Here is a 24,479-nt window from a genome sequence, read left to right as displayed (position 1 = left end):
TCCTCTCAGATCTCGATGCAGGTGCGCAGCGCGACACCCGTCCGCATCTGCTCCAGCGCCTCGTTGATCCCGGAGAGCGGCACCCGGTGGGTGATCAGGGACTCCAGGTCGATCCGGCCGGCCCGCCAGAGCGCGATGGCCCGCTCGTACGAGCGCAGCACGTCACCGCCCCCGTACATCGACGGCAGGATGCGCTTCTCGTCGAAGAACAGCTCGAACATGTTGAGCTGCAGGTAGTCGTCGAGCGCGCCCGCGCCGACGACGCAGAGCGTGCCGCCGCGCCGGGTCGTCTCGTACGCGGTCCGGGCGGTCGCGGACCTGCCGACGACCTCGAAGACGTAGTCGAAGCCCTCTCCCGCGGTGATGCGCTGCTTGGCGTCGGCGAGCGCGTCGGGGGCGACCGCCTCGGTGGCGCCGAAGCGCAGGGCGGCGTCGCGCCGGGACTCGACCGGGTCGACGGCGACGATCTGGGCGGCTCCCTGGAGCTTGGCGCCCTGGATCGCGGAGATGCCGACGCCGCCGCAGCCGATGACCGCGACCGAGGAACCGGCCTCCACCTTCGCCGTGTTGATGGCCGCGCCGAGCCCGGTGGTGACGCCGCAGCCGATGAGGGCGGCGATGTCGAAGGGCACGTCGTCGGGGATCGGGACGGCGCAGCCGGCGTCCACGACGACCTCCTCGGTGAACGTGCCGGTCCCCGCGAAGCCGAAGACCTCCCCTCCGGGCCTTCGGAAGTTGGGGGTGCCGGCGTTCATGAACCCGGCCAGGCAGAGCTGGGTCTGGCCGCGCTTGCAGGCGGGACACGCCCCGCAGGCGGGCAGCCAGCAGAGCAGCACCCGCTGCCCTTCGCCGAGCCCGGTGACGCCGTCGCCGACGTCGATGATCTCGCCCGCGCCCTCGTGGCCGGGGATGAAGGGGGCGGGCTGCGGGAGCACGCCGCTCATGGCGGAGACGTCGGAGTGGCACAGTCCGGTCGCCCTGACCCGTATCTTCACCTTGCCGGGGCCGAAGCCCACCGCCTCGACGTCGTCGAGGACCTCCAGTTTGTCCTGGCCGATCTCGTGCAGTACGGCTGCGCGCATGGTGCGGGCTCCAATCACGAATGTTCGACGAGGGTGTCGGCGAGCACGGGAGCGTCCTCGCGCTCCACGGCGGTGACCGACACCTGGACGCGGCCGTCCCCGGTCCACATCCGGATACGCAGGGTCTCGCCCGGGAAGACGATCCCGGCGAATCGGGTGCGGTACGAGCGGACGCGGGCGACGTCGCCGCCGAGCACCGTGTCCACCACCGCCTTGAGGGTCATGCCGTACGTGCAGAGTCCGTGGAGGATCGGCCGGTCGAAGCCGGCGAGCTCGGCGAACTCGGGGTCGGCGTGGAGGGGGTTCCAGTCGCCGGAGAGCCGGTAGAGCAGCGCCTGGTCCTCCCGTACGGGCCGCTCGACGGTCTTGTCGGGGTCGCGGTCGGGGAGTTCGAGGCGCTCGGAGGGTCCGCGGTCGCCGCCCCAGCCACCCTCTCCCCGTACGAAGATCTGCGCGTCGCTGGTCCACAACGGTCCGTCGTCGTCGGCGACCTCGGACCGCAGTACGAGGACGGCCGCCTTGCCCTTGTCGTGGACGGCGGCGACCCGGGAGGTGGTGACGGCCCTGCCCTGCGCGGGGAGCGGCCGGTGGAGGGTGATCGCCTGGCCGCCGTGGAGGACGGCGGCGAGGTTCACCTCGACGCCGGGCGCGGAGAGCCCGCCGACGACTCCCATGCCGGCGCCGGCGACGGTGGCGAAGCTGGGCAGGACGTGGAGCCTGGATTCGAGGGTGTAGCGGAGCTCGTCGGGGTCGGTCGCCGGGGTACCGGCGCCCAGTCCCAGGTGGTAGAGCTGGACGTCCTTGTGGCCCCAGGTGATCTCGGCGCTGCGGGGCTCGGCGGCGACGGCCTTGGCGGCATCAATGGGCATGGGGATGCTGCTCCTTGGAGATCCGTGAGGATCCTCGACGAGTGGAAGACCTCGGTGCGGCCGTCCGCACCGTCGGCCGCACCGAGGCCGTGCGGGACCGTCCCGTACACGCCCGTTCTAGAACGCGTTCTAGGTCGGTGATCCTCATGTATAGCCGAGCGGGAGTGAGTTGAGAACCCCCTGGGGGAGCCCTGCCTGACGGTATGTCAGTTCCGGTTCATCCGGGCTGCCGCCTCGGCGGGACAGGACATTTGTCCCTGCGAGGTCCGTACATCCACTCCTGCCGCGGGAGGGGTGGCGGTCCGTAGCTTCGATGGCATGACGAACGAGCCCGCGGTGGTCTTCGAGGCCACGACCAAGACGTACGGCGGCGTGTGCGCCGTGGACCGCATCGACCTGACCGGCGGTCTCGTGCCGTCGATCGGCCAGGACGGTGTGAGGAGGGGGACCATGCGCAGGAAGGGGAAGAAGGAGTGGGGAGCCGAGGGGATGGGCCCGCCCAACAGACTGTCGATGGTGCCCTGGCTGCTCATGGGCATGGGAGCGGTGTCCCACCTGATTCAGGGCAAGTCGTCCAACCCGTTGATCACCGGCCTGGGACTGCTGGCCTTCAACTCCCTCTACATCTCCGTCGTCTTCCGGGCCTTCGACCGCAGGAAACGCGAATCCGCCCTCACATGGTGGCTGCTGGCCGCGATGGCGGCCGTCACCCTCGGGCTGGGCATCGCCTACGGCGGTCCGTACCTCCTCTACTTCCCGCTGCTCGGCCTCGCCACCGGATCGGTCACCCGCGGCCGACGGCTCCCGCAGGTGGTCTTCCCCCTCAGCGTGACGGCGGCCGTGGTCGCGGGGATACGGGACGGCTGGGGCGCGATCAACGTGGCCTACGGCACGTTCATCTCGGCGATGGTGACGGCCGCCATCCTCGCCCTGTCGGAGACGGTCCGGGAACTGCGCGCGACACGGCAGGAACTGGCGAGGACGGCCGTCGAGAAGGAGCGGCTGCGGTTCTCCCGGGACCTGCACGACCTGCTCGGCCACACGCTCTCCGTGATCGTGGTGAAGTCGGAGGCGGCCCGCAGGCTCGCCCCGCGCGACGTCGACGCCGCGCTCGCGCAGGTCGCCGACATCGAGTCCGTGGGACGCCAGGCCCTCACGGAGATCCGCGAGGCCGTCACGGGCTATCGCGAGGGCAGCCTCGCCACCGAGCTGGACCGGGCCCGCGACGCACTGTCGTCGGCCGGCATAGAGGCTGTGGTCCGACAGTCGGGCCCGCCCCTGGAGAGCGCGACGGAGGCGCTGCTGAGCTGGGTCGTACGTGAGTCGGTCACCAACACGCTGCGGCACAGCGGCGCGACCCGCTGCACGATCGACGTCGGCGGCACCCCCGACCGGGTCCGACTCACCGTTGTGGACAACGGCCACGGTGCCTCACCCGGCACCACGGGCAGCGGCCTGAGAGGCCTGCGCGAGCGCCTTGCGACCGTCGGCGGCACCCTCGACTCGGGACCGGCCCCCCGCGGTGGGTTCCGCGTCAGCGCCGAACTCCCCGTGGGGTCCGGGACGTCAGGGGAAGCGGTGCAGCCGTGCTGACGTGCGACGCCGACTGCCGGGTCATCCGCCGAACGCGCCCCCACGGGGCGCCCGATCTACGCTGTTTCTCGTGAACGAGATGCCGCAGGACCACCGCCCGGCGAAGTCCGTGAGAGTCCTCCTCGCCGAGGATCAGGGCATGATGCGGGGCGCGCTCGCGCTGCTGCTCGGTATGGAGCCCGACCTCGAGGTCGTCGCCCAGGTGGGCCGGGGCGACGAGATCGTGGACGCGGCGCTGAAGAGCCGGCCGGAGGTCGCGCTCCTGGACATCGAACTGCCCGGGCGCTCGGGTCTCGACGCCGCCGCGGACCTTCGCGACGAGGTCCCCGACTGCCGGGTCCTCATCCTCACGACCTTCGGCCGCCCCGGCTACCTCCGTCGCGCGATGGAGGCGGGTGCGGCGGGCTTCCTGGTGAAGGACGGTCCCGTCGAGGAACTGGCGAACGCCATCCGCCAGGTCCTCCGCGGCGAGACGGTCATCGACCCGGCCCTCGCCGCGGCCGCCCTCAGCGCGGGCCCGAACCCTCTGACAGCGCGCGAACGGGACGCCCTGGCGGCCTCGGTGGACGGCGCGACGATCGCGGACATCGCGAGGACCCTCCACCTCTCGGAGTCGACCGTCCGCAACTACCTCTCCTCGGCGATCGGCAAGACGGGCACCCGCAACCGCATGGAAGCGGTCCGGGCGGCGCGCCGCCAGGGGTGGCTGTAGGACCCGTGCCCGCCCGACCCACGGCATGGATCGGGCCGGGCACCAGCGCGCAAGCGAGGGTGCCCGGCCCGACGAGGCCGGTTCCGGTCAGGAGCCGATCTGAGCCTCGATCTGGTTCTCGTTGTTCATCGCACCGACCCAGATCCGTACGTCGGCGACCTTGGCCGGCAGGAAGTGCTTCCACGCCGCGCCGGTCATACCCTTGCCGACGGCGAGTTCGCCGGTGCCGGCCTGGGCGGTGTACGCCTTCCAGTCGCCGTTCTGCGAGCTGCCGACTCGAAGCGCGATCTCACCGCTCTGGGCGTCGAAGATCCCCGTCAGACGGACGGTGGCCCCGAGGACAGCCTCGGAGTCCGACTGCACCGCCGAGAAGGTTCCGTCGCTGTTCAGCCGACCGAAGAACCAGTAGCCGACCGGGACGGTCTCCTCCTCCATGGTGTCCTCGTTGAGGACCGTCTTGCTGCCGGTCTTCTTGAACCAGAGGCCCCAGGAAGAGCCGTCCGCCGTGCGCTGGCCGACCACCTGGCCGACGTAGCCGTCGGCCTTCCCCAGCGCCTTGTCGCGGTCGACCGCCACCTGCGTCGACACCGTGAACGAACCCATGTCGTCGACGACCGGGCCCGCGGTGGTGGCCGCGTCGTCCACGCCGTCGAGGACGATCTCCTCGCCGGAGACGGCCGCGCCGCCCGCCAGGGTCAGCGCACGGCCGTAGCCCGACGTGGAGTCGGCGACGGAGGTACCGGAGGCGCCGGTGGCGGACCAGTCGGCGACCAGCTCCACGCCCGTCATGCCGCCGGGCAGTGTGAGCCGGGCCTCCTCGGCGATCTCGGAGTCGTTGAGGGTGCGCTGCCAGGCGGCGACCTCGTCGATCGATCCCTTCCAGTAGTCGTAGTACGCGCCGCGCCACCAGACGCGCCCGACCTGAAGCCGGCCGGTCGACACCCACGACTGGGCGACGGTGTCCGTGCCCTGGAGCTCACCGTTGACGTAGAGCTTGATCACCTTGGCGTCGTTGTCGTAGACGGCGGCCAGATGCGTCCAGACGCCCAGCACCGCCGGGCGCTTGGACTGAACGATCTGGTTGCTGATGTCGCCGTCCGTCGCGTCCTTCGGCGAGGTGCGCAGCTCCCACTTCTTCGAGTCCGACCGGTAGCCGAGGTAGAAGGCGCTGTACCAGGCGGGCGTCATGCTTCCGTCCTGGCTGAGGGCCGTGTTGGTGCGAGTGCCGTCCTCCAGACGGACCCAGGTGGAGACGGTGTACGACGATCCGGTGCCGACGACAGGGCCGCCGGTGGCGGCGTAGCCGTTGGTGCCGTCGAAGCCGAGCCCCTTGTCCGTCACCGGGGTCGCCAGCGGCGCTCCCTGGTCGTCGTGGGTGATCAGGCCGCGGCGGCCACGGTCGTCCCTGTTCACCCCGCCGGTCAGCGTGGCGTTGGAGGCTCCGCCCGTCGGGGCGCTGTCCACGGCCGCGCCGGAGCTCTCGGCGAAGTTCCAGCGGCCGACGGGGTCGGCGCCGGTCGCGACCTTGAACGAGACCGCCTTGGTGGAACCGGCGCGGCCCAGGGTGTCCTTGGCCCGCACCTCCAGGACGTACGTCCCCGAGGACGGCGGCTTGACGGTCGCCTTCAGGACTCCGGCGGCGAGTGTCGTCCATGTGGTGGTGGGGGCCAGCCGGTACTCGTACTGCTTGTTGGTGTCGCCGGCGGCGGGGCCGAAGGTGAAGTCACCGGCCACGCCGGGAGCCCCGGCGGCCGTGCAGTTGTTGGGCAGGCACTCGAGGTACGGACCGTTGAACGTCACCGTGGGGGCCTTGGGAGCGGTGGCGTCGACCTTGAAGTAGCAGTACGGCATGTAGGCCGAGGAACCCGCGTGGGAACCGCTGTCGTAGAACACCTGGGTCAGCGTGGTGTACCGGTGGAGCGGCCCTTCGGTGAGAGTGGTGCCCCACGAGTGCGTGACCTTGACGTTGTCACCGACGAAGTTGGCGCCACTGGGAATGGGGACGCCGGACTGTGTCCAGGTGCCGTCAGCGGCTTGCTTCTCGACACGGAACCACGCCTTCAGCTTGGCGCCCGACTCACCGCCGGCGGCGGTCTGGGGCGTCGAGGTCAGCGTCGGGGTCGGGTCGGAGACGATCGTCGGGTCGGCGGCGTTGGCGCTGCAGACCGTGCCGGATCCGCCCACGATACCGACGCCGGTCGGTGACGCCGGAAGTGCGACGTAGTCGACCCGGAGCACGGCGTCGTTCTTGAACCGCTTCCAGGCCGAGGTGTCCGACTCGTCGTTGGCGCGCACTTCCAGCGTGAGCCGCGAGAACTTGCCCGCCGCGAAGTCGCGCACGGTCGGCGTGAGGTTCTCGTTGGGCTCCTCCGGGTTGTCGTTGAACTCGATGGGAGCGTCGGGAGAGTCGGGGTCGCAGAGCGAGCCGCGGCCGGCCGAGACCCACCGGTCGACCATCCAGTCCAGCTCCTTGGGCCGGGAGGCCCAGGTCGTGGCGGAGGAGATGTTGTCGGTGCGGACGACATCGACCAGCCGGTCCGCGCACTGGAACGCCCACGGCTCGGTCACCGCGAAGGTCGCGTCGAGGACGCGCTTGCCCTTGAGCTGGTCGGGCGCGAACTCGAAGTAGAGGCGCTGCACATAGCCGGGGCCGCAGTAGTAGCCGTTCCAGCTGCCGCACTTGCCGACACCCTGGCCCTGGTCGTTGTCGCCGTTGCTCCAGCCGTACGACTCGTAGCCGTCGTTGCGCAGCAGTGTCCGCTCCGACTCGCCCCACGTCACCGTCGGGTCGATGAAGAGGGGGTACGCCGAGGTGTCGGTCGTGGCGAGCATGGCAGGGTCCGGTACGACGGACAGGATGCCCGTGGCCAGCTTGACCTGCATCCGCTTGACCTTGTCGCCCTGACCGGGGGCGAGGCCCTTGCCGGACGGCCCCGTCTCGGACGGGTCGGCCGGTGTGCGCGGCTGCGTGGAGTCGGCCGAGGACGGCGACACGGGCGAGGCGGGCGACGCGGGGCTCTGCTTCGCCGCGGTCCCGGCGGAACGCTTCGGCGTCGCCGGTGTCCCGACGGACGAACCCGCCGAGTTCCACATCTGCGCCGGCGGTGCGCGGAAGACCGTCTTCCCGGTCCCGTCGACGGCGCTGAGGTTGCCTGCGGCGCCCTTGCGGATGTCCAGGCCCTTGGCCTTGAGGCCGAAGGTGAGTTCCTTCAGCTTCGGGTTGGCTGCCGCCTTCGGCGTCTTGACCACCAGGACGTGCTGGAAGCTCTCGACGGTGGCGGTGACCTTCAGGTCGACGTCCGGAAGCACCTCACGGTAGAGGGCACTGCTTCCGTCGATGACGGGTGCGGGCAGCTTCCCCTGCTGCCAGCCGAGCTCGAGCGAGCGCCCCTGCTCCTCGATGCTGACGAGCGGGCCCGCGGAGCCCCCGCCCGAGAAGGTCATGACGGCCGAGGCCGCCTTGGGACCGATCGAGCCGTCGGTGCGACGGATGAGCGTCGGGTCCGGCGTCTGCCAGCCCCCACCGGGCTTGGCGACCCGGACCGGGACCGTGGACTGTTCGAGCGTGAAGGTGGAGCCGTCGGGGTTGGCGAACACCGTGCCCCGCTCGGTGCGTTCTCCCTGGACCTCCACGCGCTTGCCCGACTCCTTGGCTTCCGCGAGTGCGCGGTGGCCTTCGTCGAGCTTGGTGTTCTGTGCCGTCGGCGCCTGTGCCGACGGCCCGTTCGCCTGTACCGCCGGCGCCGGAAGACCCAGCGCCATGACGAGTGCCGACAAGGCAATCGTCGAGCTGCGGGCACGCTGACGCGCCCACTGCCTCTTCACCATCCCCACCCCTAGTTATGCAGAAGAACTCAGCAGGTGGGTCACCCAACGGCATCGCGCTTCGCGCAGTCAAGAATGTCGATCGACACGGCGATCGGCCCAGAACCCCCATGAGCAGCGAAACACGCACATGCCGGCGGGCGGCGACGCTCAGCGAAAGGCCTCGATGTCACGGAGCGTGAGGGTCGACGGGCCGACGCCCTCGGAGGCGGAGGACTCACGCTTCCGACAGGCTCCCGGGAATATGCCAACTGTGAGTCCCGCGTTCACCGCGTCGCACCCTGGGGCGCATCCTGGGGCGCATCCGCAAACGGATCCTCGCAATCCGAATGGGGCACCAAGCGTGACCGCCGACCTGCCGGATCGCCTTGTGGGCAAGATCACGCCTCGTTGGGGTGTGTCTTTCCGCCACTCGGCAGCCACAGCAGCATCAGGACCGCCGCCGCGAGCAGGACCCCCGTCGCCGTGCGGAACGCCAGGGCGTAACCCTCCGTCAGGGCGGCGGGACTGGTGGCACCCGCCGTCCGGGCGGCGGCCACCGTGGAGAGGACGGCCAGACCCAGGGCGCCGCCCATCGTGCGGGAGGTGTTGACCAGGCCGGAGACGAGGCCGGCGTCGGCGGGCGCGGCGCCGGAGGTGGCGAGGGTGGCGAGCGGGGTGGTGAGCAGGCCGATGCCGGCCATCATCAGGATGCCGGGGCCCAGGATGGTCGTCAGGAAGGTGCCGTCGGCCGTCATGGTCGACTGCCAGCCGAAGCCGACGGCGGCGACCAGGGCGCCGATGACCGCGAGGTTGCGGGCACCCGTCGTGGGCATCAGCCGGGGCGCCAGCTTGGAGCCCACGATGACGCTGACCGAGCTGGGGATCAGGGCCAGTCCGGCCTGGAGCGGGGTGTAGCCGAGGACGTTCTGGGCGTACACCGTCATGAAGAACCACATGGCGAAGGAGGTGGAACCCGCCAGCAGGATCGACACGTTGGCGGCCGAGACCGCCCGCGAGCGGAAGAGCTTCAGCGGCATCAGCGGGGCCGCCGTCCGCGCCTCGACGGCGACGAAGACCGCGAGGAGTGCGAGGCCCCCGAGCAGCGGAACGAGGGTGGCCGCCGCGCCCCAGCCCACCTCCTCCGTCTGCACGATGCCGTACGCGACGGAGGCGAGGCCGCCGGTCACCAGGACGGCGCCCGGCAGATCGAGCCGCCGGCGGGCGCCGGTGCGGCTCTCGCTCAGCCACAGCGCGGCACCGATCAGGACGAGGACCCCGACGGGGACGTTGATGAGGAGCACCCAGCGCCAGGAGAGGAGGTCCACGAGCACTCCGCCGACGAAGCCGCCCGCCGCGCCGCCTGCGGCGCCGACCGCCGTCCAGGTTCCGATCGCCCGGGTCCGGGCGGGACCGGCCGGAACGGCGGCGGTCACGATGGTGAGCGTCGCGGGCGCGAGAACGGCGGCTCCGAGACCCTGCACGGCGCGCGCGGCGATCAGCTGCCAGCCCTCCTGGGCGAGCCCGCCCGCGACGGAGGCCGCGGTGAAGAGGCCGAGCCCGAGCAGGAACATCCGCTTACGGCCGAAGAGATCGGCGGCCCGCCCGCCGAGCAGCATGAACCCGGCGAACGCGATGGAGTAGGCGTTGAGCACCCACTGGAGACCGGTGGCCGAGAGGCCGAGATCGGTCCGCATCGAGGGCAGGGCAACGTTCACCACCGACACGTCGAGGACCACGAGGAACTGCCCCGCGCACGCGGCGAGTACGACGAGCCAGGCGCGCGGGGTGGGGCGTGTCGGGGTGGGCTCTGTGGCGCCGGACGTGGCGGACTCGGTGTGGACCATGCGTGTGATGGTCGCAGACGCTCTGCGCCCCGTACATGGGGAATGAGTCCTACGACCTCCGGAGCATGGTGACGACCGCCGCGCCGCCGAGCCCGATGTTGTGGGCGAGGCCGACGCGGGCCCCCTCGACCTGGCGCGGGCCCGCCTCGCCGCGGAGCTGCCAGACCAGTTCGGCGGTCTGGGCGAGACCGGTGGCACCCAGCGGATGCCCCTTCGAGATGAGTCCGCCGGACGGGTTCACGACCCATCGCCCGCCGTACGTCGTCGCGCCCGACTCGACGAGCTTGCCCGAGGCGCCCTCCTCGCACATGCCGAGCGCCTCGTAGGTGAGCAGCTCGTTGATGGAGAAGCAGTCGTGCAGTTCGACCACGTCGACGTCCTCGATGCCGAGGCCCGATGTCTCGTACACCTGCCGGGCCGCGGCGCGCGACATCGGCCGGCCGACCGCGTCGATGCACGAGCCCGAGGCGAAGGACTCCTCCGTGTCCGTGGTCATCGACTGGGCCACGATCTCGACGGCCCTGTCGTGCAGCCCGTGCTCGACGACGAACCGCTCCGAGACCACGACCGCCGCCGCCGCACCGTCGGAGGTGGGCGAGCACTGCAGCTTGGTGAGGGGCCGGTGGATCGTCTTGGCGGCGAGGATCTCCTCGACCGAGTAGACGTCCTGGAACTGGGCGTTGGGGTTGTCGGCCGAGTGCCGGTGGTTCTTGGCGCCGACGGCCGCGAGCTGGGCCTCGGTCGTCCCGTAGCGCTCCATGTGCTCGCGGGCCGCGTTGCCGAAGATCTGCGCGGTCGGGGGGCTCATCTCGAAGCCGTGGCCGGCGGCCATGATCCCGTAGTGCCGCGCCACCGGCGACGTTTCGAAGTCTCCGCCTTCGGAACCGCCCCCCAGCGCTCCGCGCGCCATCTTCTCGAAGCCGAGGGCGAGGACGCAGTCGCTCGCCCCGCCCGCGACGAACTGCCGGGCCATCATCAGCGCCGTCGAGGCCGTCGCGCAGTTGTTGTTGACGTTGTAGACGGGTACGCCGGTCAGGCCGAGTTCGTACGCCGCGCGCTGCCCGGCCGTCGAGGCCTGGAAGCAGTAGCCGACGGGGACCTGCTCGACCTGGTCGTAGGAGACTCCGGCGTCGGCGAGCGCCGCCGTCCCCGCCTCGCGCGCCATGTCCCAGTACTGCCAGTCGCGCGTCTCGGGCTTCTCGAACTTCGTCATCCCGACGCCGACGATGTACGTCTTCCCCATGTTCGTTGCCCCTCAGTCTCTCGGCAGGCCGAGCAGGCGCTCGGCGACGACATTGAGCTGGACCTGTGTGGTGCCGCCCGCGATGGTGAGGCAGCGGGACATCAGCAGCCCGTGGACCGCCCGCTCCCCCGGTCCTTCCCGTACCGCGCCCTCGGGGCCGAGCAGTTCGAGCGTCAGCTCGGCGAGCTTCTGCTGATGGACGGTCTGGACGAGCTTGCGGACGCTGGCCCCGGCGCCCGGTTCCAGGCCGGAGACCTGGAGCATCGTGGTCCGCAGGCCGATGCAGGCGAGCGCGTGCGCCTCGGCCGCCAGGGCCCCGATCCGTACGCGTACCGAGCTGTCGGCGCCGGCCGCCCGTTCGATCAGCGCTTCGAGCCCCGAGTCGAAGGCGACCTGGTCGGCCATGTGGACGCGCTCGTTGCCGAGGGTGTTGCGCGCGACCCGCCAGCCGTCGTTCACCTCGCCGACGACGGAGTCGGCGGGCAGGAGCACGTCGTCGAAGAACACCTCGTTGAAGAGCGAGTCGCCGGTGATCTCCTTGAGCGGGCGGATGTCGATCCCGGGCGTGTTCTTCATGTCGACGAGGAAGTACGTGAGCCCCTTGTGCTTGGGGGCGTCGGGGTCGGTACGGGCGAGCAGGATGCCGTGGTCGGCCCACTGGGCGGCGCTCGTCCACACCTTCTGTCCGTTGATCCGCCAGCGGCCGTCCTCGGTGCGTTCCGCCCGGGTGCGCAGGGACGCGAGGTCGGATCCGGCGCCGGGCTCGGAGAAGAGCTGGCACCAGAGCAGTTCGCCGCGGAGGGTGGCGGCGAGGTGGCGCTCCTGCTGCTCGGCCGTTCCGTACGCGAGGAGGGAGGGGACGACCCAGGTGGCGATCCCGAGCCCGCCGAGTACGATCCCGGCCGCGTCCAGCTCGCGCTGCACCGCGAGCTGTTGGAGCGGTCCGGCGCCGAGACCGTACGGTGCGGGAAGGTGCGGGGAGGCGTATCCGGTGGCGGCGAGGGCGCGGCGGGCGGCCCCCGGGTCGAGCCCGGTGGCGGGTGCGATCGCCTCGCGCGCGGCGGCGCGGTACGCGTCGGCCTCCGGCGGCAGTTCGAGCCTCAGCTCGCGCCGTACGCCGTCCGCCGCGAGCCGCAGGGCGTACGCGCGATGGGTGTCGCCCGCGCCGAGGAGCTGTCGTGCGACGAGGGCGCGGCGCAGCGAGAGATGCGCGTCGTGCTCCCAGGTGAAGCCGATGCCGCCGAGGATCTGGATGGAGTCCTTGGCACAGCTGTAGGAGGCGTCGAGGGCGGTGGCGGCGGCGAGCGCGGCGGTCAGGGAGCGCGCCTCGTCCTCGGTGGACCGGGCCGCGTCCCAGGTGAGCGCCCGGGCCTGCTCGACCCGTACCAGCATGTCTGCGCAGAGGTGCTTGACCCCTTGGAACTGCCCGATGGGACGCCCGAACTGCTCGCGCGTCTTCGCGTACTCGCTCGCCGTCTCCAGCGCCCGGGCGGCGTTCCCGCAGGCGTCGGCGGCGTACAGCACCGCGGCGAGGTCCGGTACGAGGGCGGGGTCGAGGTCGAGGATCCGGTGGGCGGGCACGTGCGTCCCGTCGGCCGTGATCCGGGCGGTCGGCCGGGTGGGGTCGGCGCTCTCGTGCGGGCGGACGGAGAGGGTGCCGGCGTCCACGGCGGCCCAGACGACACCGTGCGCGGTGCTCGCGGCCAGGATCAGCAGGTCGGCCTGGGCGCCGCCGAGGACGGGCGGGGCGGCGCCGTCGAGGAGCAGCCCACCCTCGGTCTCGACGGCGGTCAGCCCGCCGGCTCCGAGGGCGACGGCGCCGACCCGGGCGCCGCTCGCGAGCTCGGCGACGAGCCCGGCCGCGCCCGCGCGGCGCAGGACCTCAGCGGCGAGCACGGTGGGAAGGTACGGCCCCGGCAGCAGCGCCCGCGCGGCCTCCTCCAGCACGACGGCCAGATCGACGAGCCCGCCGCCCCCACCCCCGTAGGCCTCTCCCAGATGGACCCCGAGGAGCCCCTGCTCGGCGAGCGCGTCCCAGTACGCGGGCCGCCCCACGGCACTCCCGGCGGGCGCGTCGAGCAGCTTCCGCACGTCCTCGGACGGCACGGCCCGAGCGAACCACCCGCGCACGGCCCGGGCCAACTCCCGCTGTTCCTGCGTGATTCCGATGCCCATGCGCGCAGACTAGAACACGTTCCAATCTGACGGAAGGTCAGAAAGAGGCCGGATCCGTCGAGCACCGGAGAGGAGCCGGACCCGGACGGTTCACCGGCGCGGAGAGCGGCGGGCGAGGTGTCCGGCGGCGGGACGGTGTGGTCCGGGTGGGGCGCGTAGGGCACGATGGGCGCTCGCACCTGCGTACCCGCCAGTAGGAGGACCCATGCCCGCGCCCGAGATCCTCGCCGCCTTCGAGGCCGCCAAGGGCTTCATGCCCGTCGACGAGGGGCTCGCGCTGCACGCCGCCGCCACCGAGGCCGCCAAGCTCGGGCTGCCGCTCCTGGAGGTCGGGACCTACTGCGGGCGCTCCACGATCCTGCTGGCCGACGTGGCCCGGGAGGCCGGGACCGTCGCGGTGACCGTGGACCACCACCGGGGCAGCGAGGAACAGCAGCCGGGGTGGGAGTACCACGACCCGACGGTCGTGGACCCCGAGGTGGGCCTCATGGACACCCTGCCCACCTTCCGCCGGACCCTGCGCAGGGCGGGCCTGGAGGACCACGTGATCGCCGTGGTCGGCCGCTCGCCGCAGGTCGCGAAGGTCTGGGCGGGCGAGCTGGCACTCGTCTTCATCGACGGCGGACACACGGACGAGCACGCCACCAACGACTACGAGGGCTGGGCGCCCAAGGTCGCCGCCGGTGGTCTGCTCGTCATCCACGACGTCTTCCCGAACCCGGAGGACGGCGGCCAGGCCCCGTACCGCATCTACCTCAGGGCCCTGGAGTCCGGCGACTTCGAGGAGGTCTCGGTCACGGACTCGATGCGCGTACTGCGGCGCCGCTAGGACCGGCCCGGGCCCGCGGGGCCGGCCGTCAGAAGCCGAACCCCGATGTGACGTAGAGGCAGTTCGTGTAGCTGTACCCCGGCTCGACCTTCGCCGTGCTCGACTTGTCCGCCGCCGAGAGCGAGCCCGCCGTTCCCGTCCTCTTCTGCAGGAAGTGGTACGAGCCCGCGGGCAGCGCGAGCGTCGCCTTCGGGTACTTCGAGGACGGACCGCTGCACACCTTGGGCTTCGGCGCGCCGAGACGCAGGCTGCTTCCGTACGCCGTGCAGCCGCCGCACGCCTTCAGCGTGACCCGGCCGGTCACCGGCCCGGTGTAGAGCAGCTCGACCTCACCCGGGCCGTCGTTGGACACCACCATGACCATCCGTGAGCCGCCGGGGGCCGTCGCGGACGGCAGCCGGTCGCCCGCGGCCGGCGTCTCCCCGGCTATCTCGGCGGCGATCGCGATGGACCTGGCGTGGGCGGCCTGCGGGCTGCCCGGGTACTGCTCGGTGTACTCCGTCATCGTCCGGAGGGCGTCGGAGAACTCCTTGCCCTTGAACTGCTCGACCCCGCAGGCGAAGTCGCCCTTCCGTATCTCCTCGCCCGTGTCGCGCGCGACGGCGGCGAAGGTGGTCTCCGGCCGGAGTCCGTCGACCGAGGTGTCGAAGCTCCGCAGCCCGACGACGGCCGCGCAGGCGCCGGTGGACACCGCCGCGGCCTTGGTCCTGAGACTCTCGCGGACCGCGGGCTCGACCCTCCCCGTGTAGGGGGACCGCGGGAACGTCGACCGCAGTGCGTTCAGGTGTTCCGCGGCCGCCGCCTCAGTGCCCGCGCCCCCGAGTCCGGCCACCCCGCACTCGTACCAGGAGTGGGCCAGCGGGTCGTCCGCCTTCCCCGTCAGCCCGGCGAGCAGCCCGCGGTCCACCGTCTCCGGCAGGGCCCGCAGATGCCGGAGGCCCGGGACGGCCTCGCAGTACTTCTTCTGCGCGTACGGGGCGGAGACGGACGCGTAGTACTCCGCGAGCCGGTCGGGGACGAGCTTGCTCGCCCGCGAGCCCGCGTGCTTCGTACCGAGCTCCTGGTAGACGGCGAGCGCCTTGCGGTACGTGTGCTCGGCGCCGCCGAAGCTCTGGCCCTCGACCGACTTCACCTCCCGGTCCGCCGCGGCGAGACGGGCCAGGAGCGACTGCTCCACGGCCTCGTCCCGCGCCGCGCCGTAGGCGACCGAGCCGCCGACCGCCACCGCGAGGAGAACCAGCGCGAGGGCCAGCGGAAGCACGAGCCGCCGCCGCGCGGCGCCCGGTGCGCCGCCGAGCACGAGCGGGGCCCGCAGCCCGCGCCGGGCCCCGTCGGCGGCGGCCGCCAGCAGGACGGCGCCGTAGCCGACGAGCACGCCGCCGGGGACTCCGTCCACGTCGGCGGGCAGCGCCACGAACAGCAGGACGGCGGTCGCCAGCCAGCAGACGGCGGCCGGTATCCACTGCCTGAGCAGGACGTAGCCGAGTCCGAGGCAGGAGAGGTTCAGCAACCCGACGAGGACGGCCTGCGCCGGGTTGGATTCCGGTGGTGCGGGTGGTGGTGACGGCGGCATTCCGGGCGGCGCCGCGGGCGGCGGCGGAAACCACGCGTCGGCAGGCTCCCCAGGAGCCCCCGGCGTCCCAGGAGCCCCCACGGGCCCTGGCGCCCCCGATGCCCCTATGGACTCCGGCGCCCCAGGAGCCCCAGATAACCCCGCACCTCCAGGCGCCCCCGGCGCCTCGTAGGCCCAGGGGGTCTCGGAGACCCTCGGGTCCCCCGGGCCCGCTGGTTCGGTCGGTCCACCAGCCCCGGTCGATCCGGTCGGTCCCGCCGATCCCGTCGGTCCATTCGCCCCCGCCGGTCCGTTCGTTCCGGTCGACGGACGTGCGTCGTTCGGCTCTTCCCCCGCCACAGTTCCCCCCGTGGTCCGTGCCTCACCTCTCCCTACCCATCACGGGCCCTTCACACTCCCGTCGCGTCGACGAACCGCCCGGCGGCGCTCCCACTAGAGTCGCAAGGTGCCGTACGACCACCGCAAGATCCCCACCCGCCCCGGAGCACGCCCCGGAGCACGCGCCGTCGCCCGCCCCGGTGCACGCGCCCTCGCCCTCGCCGGAGCCCTCGCCGCCTGCGCCGCCCTGGCCGGCTGCGGCGGCGGCTCGCAGGCCGCCGCCCCGGGGACTCCGGACGCCAAGACGACCCGGTCCCCGTCCTCGTCCCGGACCGCGTCGCCGACGACGAGCTCGGACCCGGGCGCTCCGCCCTCCGCCGAGGCCCTCCCTCTCACCGGGCGCACGATCGTCGTCGACCCCGGTCACAATCCCGGCAACTTTCAGCATTCCCGGGAAATCAACCAGAAGGTCGATATCGGCACGCAGCGCAAGGAATGCGACACCACCGGCACCTCCACCGCCGCCGATTACACCGAAGCCGCATTCACCCTCGATGTTTCACACCGTCTGCGCGATCTTCTCAAGGCACGGGGCGCGAAGGTGGTTCTCACCCACGACGCCGACCGCCCCTTCGGCCCCTGCATCGACGAGCGTGCCCGGATCGGCAACTCCGCGCGCGCCGACGCCGTCGTCTCGGTGCACGCCGACGGATCCGCCACCGGCAACCGGGGATTCCATGTGATCGTGCCCGCCCAGGTCAGCTCCGGCACGGCCGACACCACGAAGATCGTCGGCCCCTCCCGTGACCTCGGCGAGGACATCGCCCACCACTTCGCCCGCGCGACCGGCACCTCGCCCGCCAACTACCTCGGCGAAGGAACGGGATTGGACGTCCGGGACGATCTCGGGGGACTCAATCTCTCGACCGTGCCCAAGGTGTTCGTCGAATGCGGCAATATGCGTGATTCGAAGGACGCCGCACTCCTGACGAACGCGGCATGGCGTCAGAAAGCGGCGCAGGGGATCGCGGACGGCATCGGGACCTACCTCAAGGGGTAGTACCGACGGGCGATAGATTCCCTCCGTACGATGGGGGCCGCCCCCGTGCTTTCGCGCCACCCCGACGAGACGACCCGACGAAGGACTCTTACGTGAATATCCGCTCCCTCACTCGAGGCGATGGCGTTCTGATCGGTGCAGCGGTGGTGCTGTTCATCGCCTCGTTCCTCGGCATCAGCGGCTGTGACGCCAGCGATGCCATCTGCGACTCGATCGACACGCCGAACTCCTGGGAGATCTCGCCCCTCGGCTGGGGCGCCTTCCTCCTCGGCATCGCGGGTGCCGCTCTGGTCGTCGTCTCGCGCGCGCTCCCGCAGCCCCGCAAGGTCGCGGGCCTGGAGCTGGGTCAGGTCGGCGTCGCGTTCACCGTGGCCGCGGCCTGGAACGTGCTGATGTGGATCTTCGAGTCGGACAACGCCGGCGCCGGCCTCATCCTCGGCCTGATCGCCTCCCTGGTCCTGGCCGCTGCGGCCGTCGCCGCCCCGCTTGTCCCGGCCCTCAAGGGCCCGCTGCTGAGCGCGCCGAAGCCGCAGACCCAGCAGCCGTACGGCATGCAGCCCGGCCAGCCCGGCCAGCAGGGCGTCCCCGGTGGCTACGGCTACCCGGGTGCCCAGCAGCCGCCCTACGGTGGCCAGCCGCAGCCCTACCCGGGCCAGCCGCAGCCCGACGCGCAGGCGCAGCACGCCCCCCAGCCCACCGCCGCCCAGCCGGGCCCGGCGCAGGGCCAGGGTCAGGGCCAGTCGGGCGACTTCGCGCCGTTCTGGTTCGCGGTCCCGGTCGCCCGTCCGCTGTACGCGGAGGACGGCTCGCCCACGCCGATCGCCGAACTGGCCCCCGGTACCTGGTACCTGGCGGTCGAGCAGCGCGGTCCGGGCCTGATCGCCCAGACGCAGGACGGCCGTCGCGGTGTTCTCCAGGACACCACCGGCATCCAGCGCGGCTGAACCCTCCACGCCCGAGCATCCGCTCCCACGGCCTCTCGTCCGGAATCCCTTCCGGACGAGGGGCCGTTGTCGTACAGTCCCCGGGAAGTAATCTGACGGACAGTCAGGAACAGGAAGGCTGGACGCCATGCGTCTCGGACTCGCTCTCGGCTACTGGGGACGCGGCCCCTCCCCCGCTCACCTGGAACTCGCCCGCGAGGCGGAGCGGCTCGGGTACGACTCGGTGTGGACCGCCGAGGCCTGGGGCTCCGACGCGTTCACCGCACTGACCTGGATCGCGGCGCACACGTCCCGCATCGGACTCGGGACCGCCGTCGCACAGATGGCCGCCCGGACGCCGACCGCGACCGCCATGCACGCCCTCACCCTCGACCATCTCTCCGGCGGGCGGATGATGCTCGGGCTCGGGCTGTCCGGCCCACAGGTCGTCGAGGGCTGGTACGGCCGGCCCTTCCCCCGCTCGCCGCTGACGGCGACCCGCGAGTACGTGGACCTGATCCGGCAGGTCCTGCGCCGGGAGGGGCCCGTCATGCTCGACGGACGGTTCCACTCCCACCCGTACAGCGGGGACGACGGCACCGGGCTCGGCAAGGCGCTCAAGCCGATCACCCACCCCCTACGGGCCGATCTGCCGGTGCTGCTCGGGGCGGAGGGCCCCAAGAACATCGCGCAGACCCTGCGGATCGCCGACGGCTGGCTGCCGCTCTACTGGTCGCCCTCGCGGTACGCCGAGGCCTACGCCCTCCCCGACCGGCTGCCCGAGGGCTTCCGCGTCGCGCCCATGGTCCGGGCGCAGCTCTGCGACGATCCGGGCGAGGGACTGCTGCCCGTGAAGGCGATGCTCGGCTTCTACATCGGCGGTATGGGGCACGCCGCCCGGAACTTCCACGCCGACCTGATGGGGCGCATGGGGTACGAGTCCGAGGCCCGGCACATCCAGGAGCTGTTCGCCGCCGGGCGCCGCGAGGAGGCCGTCCTCGCCGTGCCCGACGCCTTCGCGGACGAGATCTCACTCGTCGGGCCGAGGGAGCGGATCGCCGAACGGCTGGACCGGTGGCGCAAGGGCCCGGTCACGGACCTGCTGGTCACGGCGCCGGATCCGGCCACGCTCCGGCTCCTCGCGGAGCTCAACACCTGAGGACCGTCGGCTCATCCGCCCAGTTGCGAGGTGCTGGGCACCTTGTCGGTCACGACCGCGCCCGCGCTCCTGCCGGCGTCCTTCACATCGGTGATGACGTCCTCGAACGCGCCGACGTCCGCCTCGCTCGCCTCGCCTTTGCGGAGCTTGGTGCCGAGGTCCTTGAGCCGGTCGATGCCCGCCGTGAGCGGCGCGACCGCCTTCGACAGGAGAGGGTCGCCCTTGGCGTTCTCCGTCGCGGCCTTGAGCCGGTTGTACGCGAAGGCTCCCGCGAGGCCCGCCTTGACCAGGGCGAACGTCCGTCCGTCCGCGCCCTTCTTGAACTTGCCGTCGCGGTACGGCTTGACGATCCACTGGTACGTCGCGCCAGCCGCCAGGCCCGCGTTGGCCACGAACCGGGTCTTGGCGAGCCGCTGCTTCTCGACCGTGCCCGTCGGGCTCGCGCTGCCGCTCGCGCTCGCGCCGTCGTCCCCGCCGCAGGCGGCGGTCGTCAGGAGCAGGGCGCAGGCGAGGACGAGCGCCACGAGGCCGCGGCGTATCGGTCCGGAGGGGGCGGAACGGGGCACGGCGAAACCTCCCTGAGGGCTTTGGCCGCAGCCTCGCCGCGCCGCCGCGGCTGCGCCACCCGGGCGGCGCCGAACGGGTTTCGGCCACCGGATCGCGGCAAACCGTACGTCATGACTTCACGCAGCGGCACGACGCAGACGGCGAGAGTCATCGCCGTGGTCGCCGACATCATGGCCGGCCTGATCATCCTCTGGATCCTCATGTACCTGCTGGAGGCCAACCGGGCCAACGCGCTGGTCGGCTTCGTCCAGGACTCCGCCCGCTGGCTGGCGGCATGGTCCTACGACCTGTTCACCTTCGACGAGGCATGGGCCCGCGTGGTGACGGGCTACGGCCTCGCCGCCGTGGTGTACCTCGCCATCGGCCACGCGGTAGCGGGCAGCCTGCGCCGCCGCTGACGCCGGCCGGTAGCGACCCGGCCCGCGGTCGACCGATCGCGGCCGGCCCGCACCGCAGCCGGCAGCCAGGTGTCCAGGCGTCCCTGTGTCCCCGGCACCCTGCGCCGCGAGGGGCACCCTCGCGGCCCCGGGGAGCCTGGCCGCCGCGGGTCGCGCGCCGCGACCCGCACACCGCCGTCAGGCGCCGCAGCAGTCCGGTTCCAGGCCCGTCGGCAGCCGTTCCCCGCCGAAGACCGCCACCGTCGCCTCGTCCCCGCCGAGCGCGGCCACGGCCAGGAGCAGCGAGCCGGCCGTCCAGGTCGTGAGCTCCTCGGGCCACATGGCCTTGTCGCCCTCGAAGACGTACCCCGTCCAGTACATGCCGCCCTCGGCGCGCAGGTGCTGGACGGACTGGAGGATCTCCAGGGCGCGGTCGGACTCGCCCATCGCCCACAGGGCGAGGGCGAGTTCGCAGCTCTCGCCGCCGGTCACCCACGGGTTGGGCAGCACGCACCGCACGCCGAGACCGGGGACGACGAAGTCGTCCCAGTGGGCGTCGATCCGGTCCGTGGCGGCGGGCCCCCTGACGGCTCCGCCGAGGACCGGGTAGTACCAGTCCATCGAGTAGCGGGACTTGTCGAGGAAGCGCTCGGGGTGGCTGCGGATCGCATGGCCGAGCGCGCCCGCCGCCAGCTCCCAGTCGGGCTGGGGCTCCTCGCGTGCCTCGGCGACGGCGAGCGCGCAGCGCAGCGCCTGGTAGACGGAGGAGCTGCCGGTGAGGAGCGCGTCGTCGACGGCCGTGCCGTCCGCCTCCCGCTTCCAGCCGATCTGCCCGCCGGGCTGCTGGAGGGCGAGGACGAACTCGACGGCGGCGTAGACGACCGGCCACATCCGGTCGAGGAAGGCGTCGTCGCCGGTCGCGAGGTAGTGGTGCCAGACGCCGACGGCGACGTACGCGACGAAGTTGGACTCCCGGCCCCGGTCGGTGACGTCGTCCGGGTCGCCGTCGTGGTAGGCCGCGTACCAGGAGCCGTCGGCGTTCTGGTGCCGGGCCAGCCACTCGTACGCCCGCGCCGCCGCCGTGTGCTCGCCCGCGGTGTCCAGGGCCATCGCGGCCTCGGTGTGGTCCCACGGGTCCAGGTGGTGGCCGCGGAACCACGGGATCGCCCCGTCCTCGCGCTGCGCGGCGAGGACTCCGGCGACGGTCTCGGCGGCCTGCTCGGCGGTGAGGACGCCGGGCAGGAGCAGGTGCTCCGCGATCTGCTCGGGAGAGGTCACTTCGCGGCATCCGCGGGAAGGTGGGGCTTGGTCGCGTACGCCACGAAGCTCTTGCCGACCACCGGGTTGAGCAGCTGCTCGGCGACCCGGGTCAGAGCGGGCTTCTTCATGATGTCCCAGACCAGGAGCTTGTGGTACGCCCGCACCGGCAGCGCCTTGTCGTTGTCCACGCCGAAGGCGCATTTGAGCCACCAGTACGGGGAGTGCAGCGCGTGCGCGTGGTGGGTGCCGTACGGCTTGAGGCCCGCCTGGCGGATCTTGGCGAGCAGCTCGTCCGCCTTGTAGATGCGGATGTGGCCGCCCTCGACCTCGTGGTACTCGTCGGAGAGCGCCCAGCAGACCTTCTCGGGGCCGTAGCGCGGGACGGTGACGGCGATCCGGCCGCCGGGCTTGAGCACCCGGACCATCTCGGCGAGGACGCCCTTGTCGTCCGGGATGTGCTCCATGACCTCGGAGATGATCACGACGTCGAAGGACTCGTCGGGGAAGGGCAGGTTGAGCGCGTCGCCCTCCATCGCGGTGGCGGTCGCGCCGGCCGGGGCCTCGCCCGCCTCCTTCATCGCCGCGAACCACTTGGCGACCTCGCGGATCTCCTCGCCGTTCTGGTCGAGGGCCACGACCTGGGCGCCGCGCCGGTAGCACTCGAAGGCGTGCCGGCCCGCACCGCAGCCCAGGTCGAGCACGCGGTCGCCGGGGGCGAGCGGGAAGCGGGTGAAGTCGACGGTCAGCACGGGGTCGTCCTGCTTTCACTGGTTACGGAGGTTGCGGGCAGTCGTTCCGCCGGGGCGGAACCCGGGGGCACAACCGGACCACCGGGCCGCACCCGGGAGGCGGGGCGGGGCGTCACCGACGGACTCCGGCGCCTCGCCGGGCGATCGCCTCGCGGTACAGCTCGGCGGTGCCCTGGGCGGCCCGCGCCCAGGTGAACCGTTCGAGCACCCGCGCCCGCCCTGCCGCGCCGAGGCGGCCGCGCAGCTCGGCGTCGCCGAGCACCCGCGCGAGTCCCGCCGCGAGCGCCCCCGCGTCGCCCGGGGGCACGGCCAGACACGTCTCGCCGTCGGGTCCCGCGACCTCCGGAATAGCGCCGCCGGTCGTCGCGACCAGGGGCGTCCCCGTCGCCATCGCCTCCGCGGCCGGCAGCGAGAACCCCTCGTACAGCGACGGCACGCACGCGACCTGCGCCGAGCGCACGAGGTCGACCAGCTCGGCGTCGGAGATGCCCTTGACGAACCGGACGGCGCCCTCGAGCCCGTACCGCTCGATGGCCTGCGCGACGGGTCCGTCCTCGGCGCGCCTGCCGACGACGACGAGGTGGGCGGCCGGGTTCTCGGTGCGGAGCTTGGCGAGGGCCTCGACGAGGTGGATCAGGCCCTTGAGCGGGACGTCGGCGCTGGAGGTGGTGACGATCCGGCCGGGGACCTCGGCGACCGACGGGTCCGGGGACCAGAGGTCGGTGTCGGCGCCGATGTGGACGACCCGGATGCGGTCGTCGCGGACGCCGAGGTGCTCGACGATCTCCTGGCGTGAGGTGCCGGAGACGGTGAGGACGGACGGCATCCGGCGGGCGACGCGCTTCTGCATCCGGGTGAAGGCGTACCAGCGGCGGACGGAGGCGCGGCGCTTCCAGTCGCCGGCGGCGTCGAGCTCCAGCTGCCGGTCGACGGTGATGGGGTGGTGGATCGTGGTGACGAGGGGGGCGCCGAGCGCGCGGGTGCCGCCGAGGAGTCCGTAGCCGAGCGTCTGGTTGTCGTGGACGACGTCGAAGTCGCCGCGGCGGGCGGCGAGCATGCGCCGGGCCCGCAGGGAGAAGGTGAGGGGCTCGGGGAAGCCGCCGGTCCACATGGTGGCGACCTCGAGTGCGTCGATCCAGTCGCGGTACTCGTCCCGCTTCGGCGTACGGAAGGGGTCGGGCGAGCGGTAGAGGTCGAGGCTGGCGATCTCGGTGAGCGGGACGCCCTCGTCGAGCGTCGGGTACGGCTGGGAGCCGATGACCTCGACGTGGTGGCCGAGGCGGGCGAGTTCCCGGGAGAGGTGGCGGACGTAGACGCCCTGTCCACCGCAGAAGGGATTCCCCTTGTAGGTGAGGAGAGCGATCCGCAACGTGGAGGGCTCCGCTGCTCGATCCGAGGAGCCGAGAGCTTGGGGGCTGTCACCCTCCGTGACGCCCTGGCGGGGGCCTGCCTCTATGGCCTCAGCGGTCACTCGCGGCCCCCTTCGAGCTTGCGTTTCGCGGGAGCGTAACCGCTCGCGCTAATCTAGAACAAGTTTCAGACTTGATCGTTCTTGATCGTTCAAGGAGCACAGAATCTACCGGCAGGTAGCCCCGTCGTAAGAGCCGGATCAGGTGATTCGCGCCACGGCGGAAGCCCCGCCATACTCCGGCCGTACTGTCGCTCCCCCACCGCACGGAACGGGACTTCATGACCGCGGAAGAAAGACCGGCCTCGCCGCCCCTGACAGAGCGCCAGGAGGCGCGACGCCGCCGCATCCTGCACGCCAGCGCGCAGCTCGCCGGGCGGGGCGGCTTCGACGCCGTACAGATGCGTGAGGTCGCCGACGCGGCCGGGGTGGCCCTGGGCACGCTGTACCGCTACTTCCCGTCCAAGATCCATCTGCTGGTCGCGACGATGCAGGACCAGCTCCAGCACATGCACACGACGCTGCGGAAGCGCCCGCCGGCAGGCGCCACCTCGGCCGAACGGGTCGCGGAGACCCTGATGAGGGCGTTCCGCGCGCTCCAGCGCGAGCCGCAGCTCGCGGACGCGATGGTGCGGGCGCTGACGTTCGCCGACCGGAGCGTGAGCCCCGAGGTGGACACGGTCTCCCGGCTGACGACGGCGATCATCCTGGACTCGATGGGGCTGGAGCACCCGACGCCGCAGCAGCTGTCGGCGGTACGGGTGATCGAGCACACCTGGCACTCGGCGCTGATCACCTGGCTGTCGGGGCGGGCCTCGATCGCCCAGGTGAAGATCGACATCGAGACGGTCTGCCGGCTGATCGACCTGACCGCGCCGACCGGACCGGACGGCCGCATCGCGCAGGGCACGACGGGCGGACACGGCACCGC

General features: G+C 72.1%; 18 protein-coding genes and 1 pseudogene. 8 read left to right on the top strand and 11 right to left on the bottom strand.

The annotated features are described in order from the left end of the window. Window positions 1–5: 5 nt before the first annotated feature. The gene (locus tag ACZ3IJ_RS23985) at window positions 6–1,082 is read right to left on the bottom strand and encodes a Zn-dependent alcohol dehydrogenase (protein WP_467471271.1); all 1,077 of its coding nucleotides are present in this window, start codon (window positions 1,080–1,082) and stop codon (window positions 6–8) included. Between the two features lie 14 nt (window positions 1,083–1,096). After that, window positions 1,097–1,951 carry a MaoC/PaaZ C-terminal domain-containing protein gene (locus tag ACZ3IJ_RS23980; protein ID WP_383294148.1) on the bottom strand — a complete coding sequence of 285 codons (855 nt, stop codon included), beginning with the start codon at window positions 1,949–1,951 and terminating at the stop codon, window positions 1,097–1,099. A 450-nt stretch (window positions 1,952–2,401) separates the two neighbouring features. Here ACZ3IJ_RS23980 and ACZ3IJ_RS23975 point away from each other — a divergent pair, with 450 nt between their 5' ends. Both ACZ3IJ_RS23975 and ACZ3IJ_RS23970 read left to right on the top strand, forming a co-directional pair. Beyond that, window positions 2,402–3,544, top strand: coding sequence for a sensor histidine kinase (locus ACZ3IJ_RS23975; protein WP_467471415.1), 1,143 nt, complete (start codon window positions 2,402–2,404; stop codon window positions 3,542–3,544). Window positions 3,545–3,623: 79 nt separating this feature from the next. After that, window positions 3,624–4,256, top strand: coding sequence for a response regulator (locus ACZ3IJ_RS23970; protein WP_467471413.1), 633 nt, complete (start codon window positions 3,624–3,626; stop codon window positions 4,254–4,256). An 87-nt stretch (window positions 4,257–4,343) separates the two neighbouring features. Here ACZ3IJ_RS23970 and ACZ3IJ_RS23965 read toward each other — a convergent pair whose 3' ends face one another. From ACZ3IJ_RS23965 to ACZ3IJ_RS23950, 4 genes are all read right to left on the bottom strand, one after another. After that, the gene (locus ACZ3IJ_RS23965) at window positions 4,344–8,018 is read right to left on the bottom strand and encodes a LamG-like jellyroll fold domain-containing protein (protein WP_467471411.1); all 3,675 of its coding nucleotides are present in this window, start codon (window positions 8,016–8,018) and stop codon (window positions 4,344–4,346) included. 443 nt (window positions 8,019–8,461) lie between these two features. Beyond that, window positions 8,462–9,907, bottom strand: a complete 1,446-nt coding sequence (locus ACZ3IJ_RS23960; RefSeq protein WP_467471268.1) for an MFS transporter — start codon at window positions 9,905–9,907, stop codon at window positions 8,462–8,464. A 49-nt stretch (window positions 9,908–9,956) separates the two neighbouring features. After that, on the bottom strand, window positions 9,957–11,150 hold the full coding sequence (locus ACZ3IJ_RS23955; RefSeq protein WP_467471267.1) for a lipid-transfer protein: 1,194 nt from the start codon (window positions 11,148–11,150) through the stop codon (window positions 9,957–9,959). A 12-nt stretch (window positions 11,151–11,162) separates the two neighbouring features. Further along, window positions 11,163–13,325, bottom strand: a complete 2,163-nt coding sequence (locus ACZ3IJ_RS23950) for an acyl-CoA dehydrogenase (protein WP_467471266.1) — start codon at window positions 13,323–13,325, stop codon at window positions 11,163–11,165. 205 nt (window positions 13,326–13,530) lie between these two features. On the opposite strand from ACZ3IJ_RS23950, the gene ACZ3IJ_RS23945 reads away from it, so the two are divergent. Further along, entirely contained in the window at window positions 13,531–14,154 is a 624-nt protein-coding gene (locus ACZ3IJ_RS23945) for a class I SAM-dependent methyltransferase (RefSeq protein WP_467471265.1), read from the top strand. 28 nt (window positions 14,155–14,182) lie between these two features. On the opposite strand, the gene ACZ3IJ_RS23940 is transcribed toward ACZ3IJ_RS23945, so the two are convergent. Next, entirely contained in the window at window positions 14,183–15,727 is a 1,545-nt protein-coding gene (locus ACZ3IJ_RS23940) for a hypothetical protein (RefSeq protein ID WP_467471264.1), read from the bottom strand. A gap of 445 nt (window positions 15,728–16,172) precedes the next feature. Here ACZ3IJ_RS23940 and ACZ3IJ_RS23935 point away from each other — a divergent pair, with 445 nt between their 5' ends. From ACZ3IJ_RS23935 to ACZ3IJ_RS23925, 3 genes are all read left to right on the top strand, one after another. Further along, the gene (locus tag ACZ3IJ_RS23935; RefSeq protein ID WP_467471262.1) at window positions 16,173–17,105 is read left to right on the top strand and encodes an N-acetylmuramoyl-L-alanine amidase; all 933 of its coding nucleotides are present in this window, start codon (window positions 16,173–16,175) and stop codon (window positions 17,103–17,105) included. A gap of 92 nt (window positions 17,106–17,197) precedes the next feature. After that, window positions 17,198–18,049, top strand: a complete 852-nt coding sequence (locus tag ACZ3IJ_RS23930) for a DUF5336 domain-containing protein (protein ID WP_467471260.1) — start codon at window positions 17,198–17,200, stop codon at window positions 18,047–18,049. 127 nt (window positions 18,050–18,176) lie between these two features. Further along, entirely contained in the window at window positions 18,177–19,187 is a 1,011-nt protein-coding gene (locus ACZ3IJ_RS23925) for an LLM class F420-dependent oxidoreductase (RefSeq protein ID WP_467471259.1), read from the top strand. Window positions 19,188–19,198: 11 nt separating this feature from the next. On the opposite strand, the gene ACZ3IJ_RS23920 is transcribed toward ACZ3IJ_RS23925, so the two are convergent. Continuing rightward, window positions 19,199–19,753: a hypothetical protein gene (locus tag ACZ3IJ_RS23920; RefSeq protein ID WP_467471258.1), complete on the bottom strand. Its 555-nt coding sequence runs from the start codon at window positions 19,751–19,753 to the stop codon at window positions 19,199–19,201. Between the two features lie 111 nt (window positions 19,754–19,864). Here ACZ3IJ_RS23920 and ACZ3IJ_RS23915 point away from each other — a divergent pair, with 111 nt between their 5' ends. After that, window positions 19,865–20,152: a hypothetical protein gene (locus ACZ3IJ_RS23915; RefSeq protein WP_352188242.1), complete on the top strand. Its 288-nt coding sequence runs from the start codon at window positions 19,865–19,867 to the stop codon at window positions 20,150–20,152. Between the two features lie 177 nt (window positions 20,153–20,329). Here ACZ3IJ_RS23915 and ACZ3IJ_RS23910 read toward each other — a convergent pair whose 3' ends face one another. The 3 genes from ACZ3IJ_RS23910 to ACZ3IJ_RS23900 form a co-directional block, all read right to left on the bottom strand. Beyond that, the gene (locus ACZ3IJ_RS23910; protein ID WP_467471256.1) at window positions 20,330–21,409 is read right to left on the bottom strand and encodes a prenyltransferase/squalene oxidase repeat-containing protein; all 1,080 of its coding nucleotides are present in this window, start codon (window positions 21,407–21,409) and stop codon (window positions 20,330–20,332) included. Further along, window positions 21,406–22,140 carry a class I SAM-dependent methyltransferase gene (locus tag ACZ3IJ_RS23905; RefSeq protein ID WP_467471254.1) on the bottom strand — a complete coding sequence of 245 codons (735 nt, stop codon included), beginning with the start codon at window positions 22,138–22,140 and terminating at the stop codon, window positions 21,406–21,408. Before ACZ3IJ_RS23905 ends, ACZ3IJ_RS23910 begins: the two co-directional genes overlap by 4 nt. 112 nt (window positions 22,141–22,252) lie before the next feature. After that, complete coding sequence (locus ACZ3IJ_RS23900; RefSeq protein ID WP_467471251.1) at window positions 22,253–23,611, bottom strand: glycosyltransferase family 4 protein; 1,359 nt, start codon at window positions 23,609–23,611, stop codon at window positions 22,253–22,255. 218 nt (window positions 23,612–23,829) lie between these two features. On the opposite strand from ACZ3IJ_RS23900, the pseudogene ACZ3IJ_RS23895 reads away from it, so the two are divergent. Next, a pseudogene (locus ACZ3IJ_RS23895) lies at window positions 23,830–24,432 on the top strand (TetR family transcriptional regulator); the annotation flags it as partial. Window positions 24,433–24,479: the final 47 nt, after the last annotated feature.

The organism is Streptomyces sp. NPDC013317, from assembly GCF_055563155.1.
Note: the sequence above shows the minus strand (reverse complement) of the source record. Positions and strands in the feature narration are given on the sequence as shown.

Excerpts from the sequence above, each read along its gene's own strand:
- ACZ3IJ_RS23985 (WP_467471271.1), bottom strand. The coding sequence starts at position 1,082 with ATGCGCGCAGCCGTACTGCACGAGATCGGCCAGGACAAACTGGAGGTC.
- ACZ3IJ_RS23980 (WP_383294148.1), bottom strand. The coding sequence starts at position 1,951 with ATGCCCATTGATGCCGCCAAGGCCGTCGCCGCCGAGCCCCGCAGCGCC.
- ACZ3IJ_RS23975 (WP_467471415.1), top strand. The coding sequence starts at position 2,402 with ATGCGCAGGAAGGGGAAGAAGGAGTGGGGAGCCGAGGGGATGGGCCCG.
- ACZ3IJ_RS23970 (WP_467471413.1), top strand. The coding sequence starts at position 3,624 with ATGCCGCAGGACCACCGCCCGGCGAAGTCCGTGAGAGTCCTCCTCGCC.
- ACZ3IJ_RS23965 (WP_467471411.1), bottom strand. The coding sequence starts at position 8,018 with ATGGCGCTGGGTCTTCCGGCGCCGGCGGTACAGGCGAACGGGCCGTCG.
- ACZ3IJ_RS23960 (WP_467471268.1), bottom strand. The coding sequence starts at position 9,907 with ATGGTCCACACCGAGTCCGCCACGTCCGGCGCCACAGAGCCCACCCCG.
- ACZ3IJ_RS23955 (WP_467471267.1), bottom strand. The coding sequence starts at position 11,150 with ATGGGGAAGACGTACATCGTCGGCGTCGGGATGACGAAGTTCGAGAAG.
- ACZ3IJ_RS23950 (WP_467471266.1), bottom strand. The coding sequence starts at position 13,325 with ATGGGCATCGGAATCACGCAGGAACAGCGGGAGTTGGCCCGGGCCGTG.
- ACZ3IJ_RS23945 (WP_467471265.1), top strand. The coding sequence starts at position 13,531 with ATGCCCGCGCCCGAGATCCTCGCCGCCTTCGAGGCCGCCAAGGGCTTC.
- ACZ3IJ_RS23940 (WP_467471264.1), bottom strand. The coding sequence starts at position 15,727 with ATGCCGCCGTCACCACCACCCGCACCACCGGAATCCAACCCGGCGCAG.
- ACZ3IJ_RS23925 (WP_467471259.1), top strand. The coding sequence starts at position 18,177 with ATGCGTCTCGGACTCGCTCTCGGCTACTGGGGACGCGGCCCCTCCCCC.
- ACZ3IJ_RS23915 (WP_352188242.1), top strand. The coding sequence starts at position 19,865 with ATGACTTCACGCAGCGGCACGACGCAGACGGCGAGAGTCATCGCCGTG.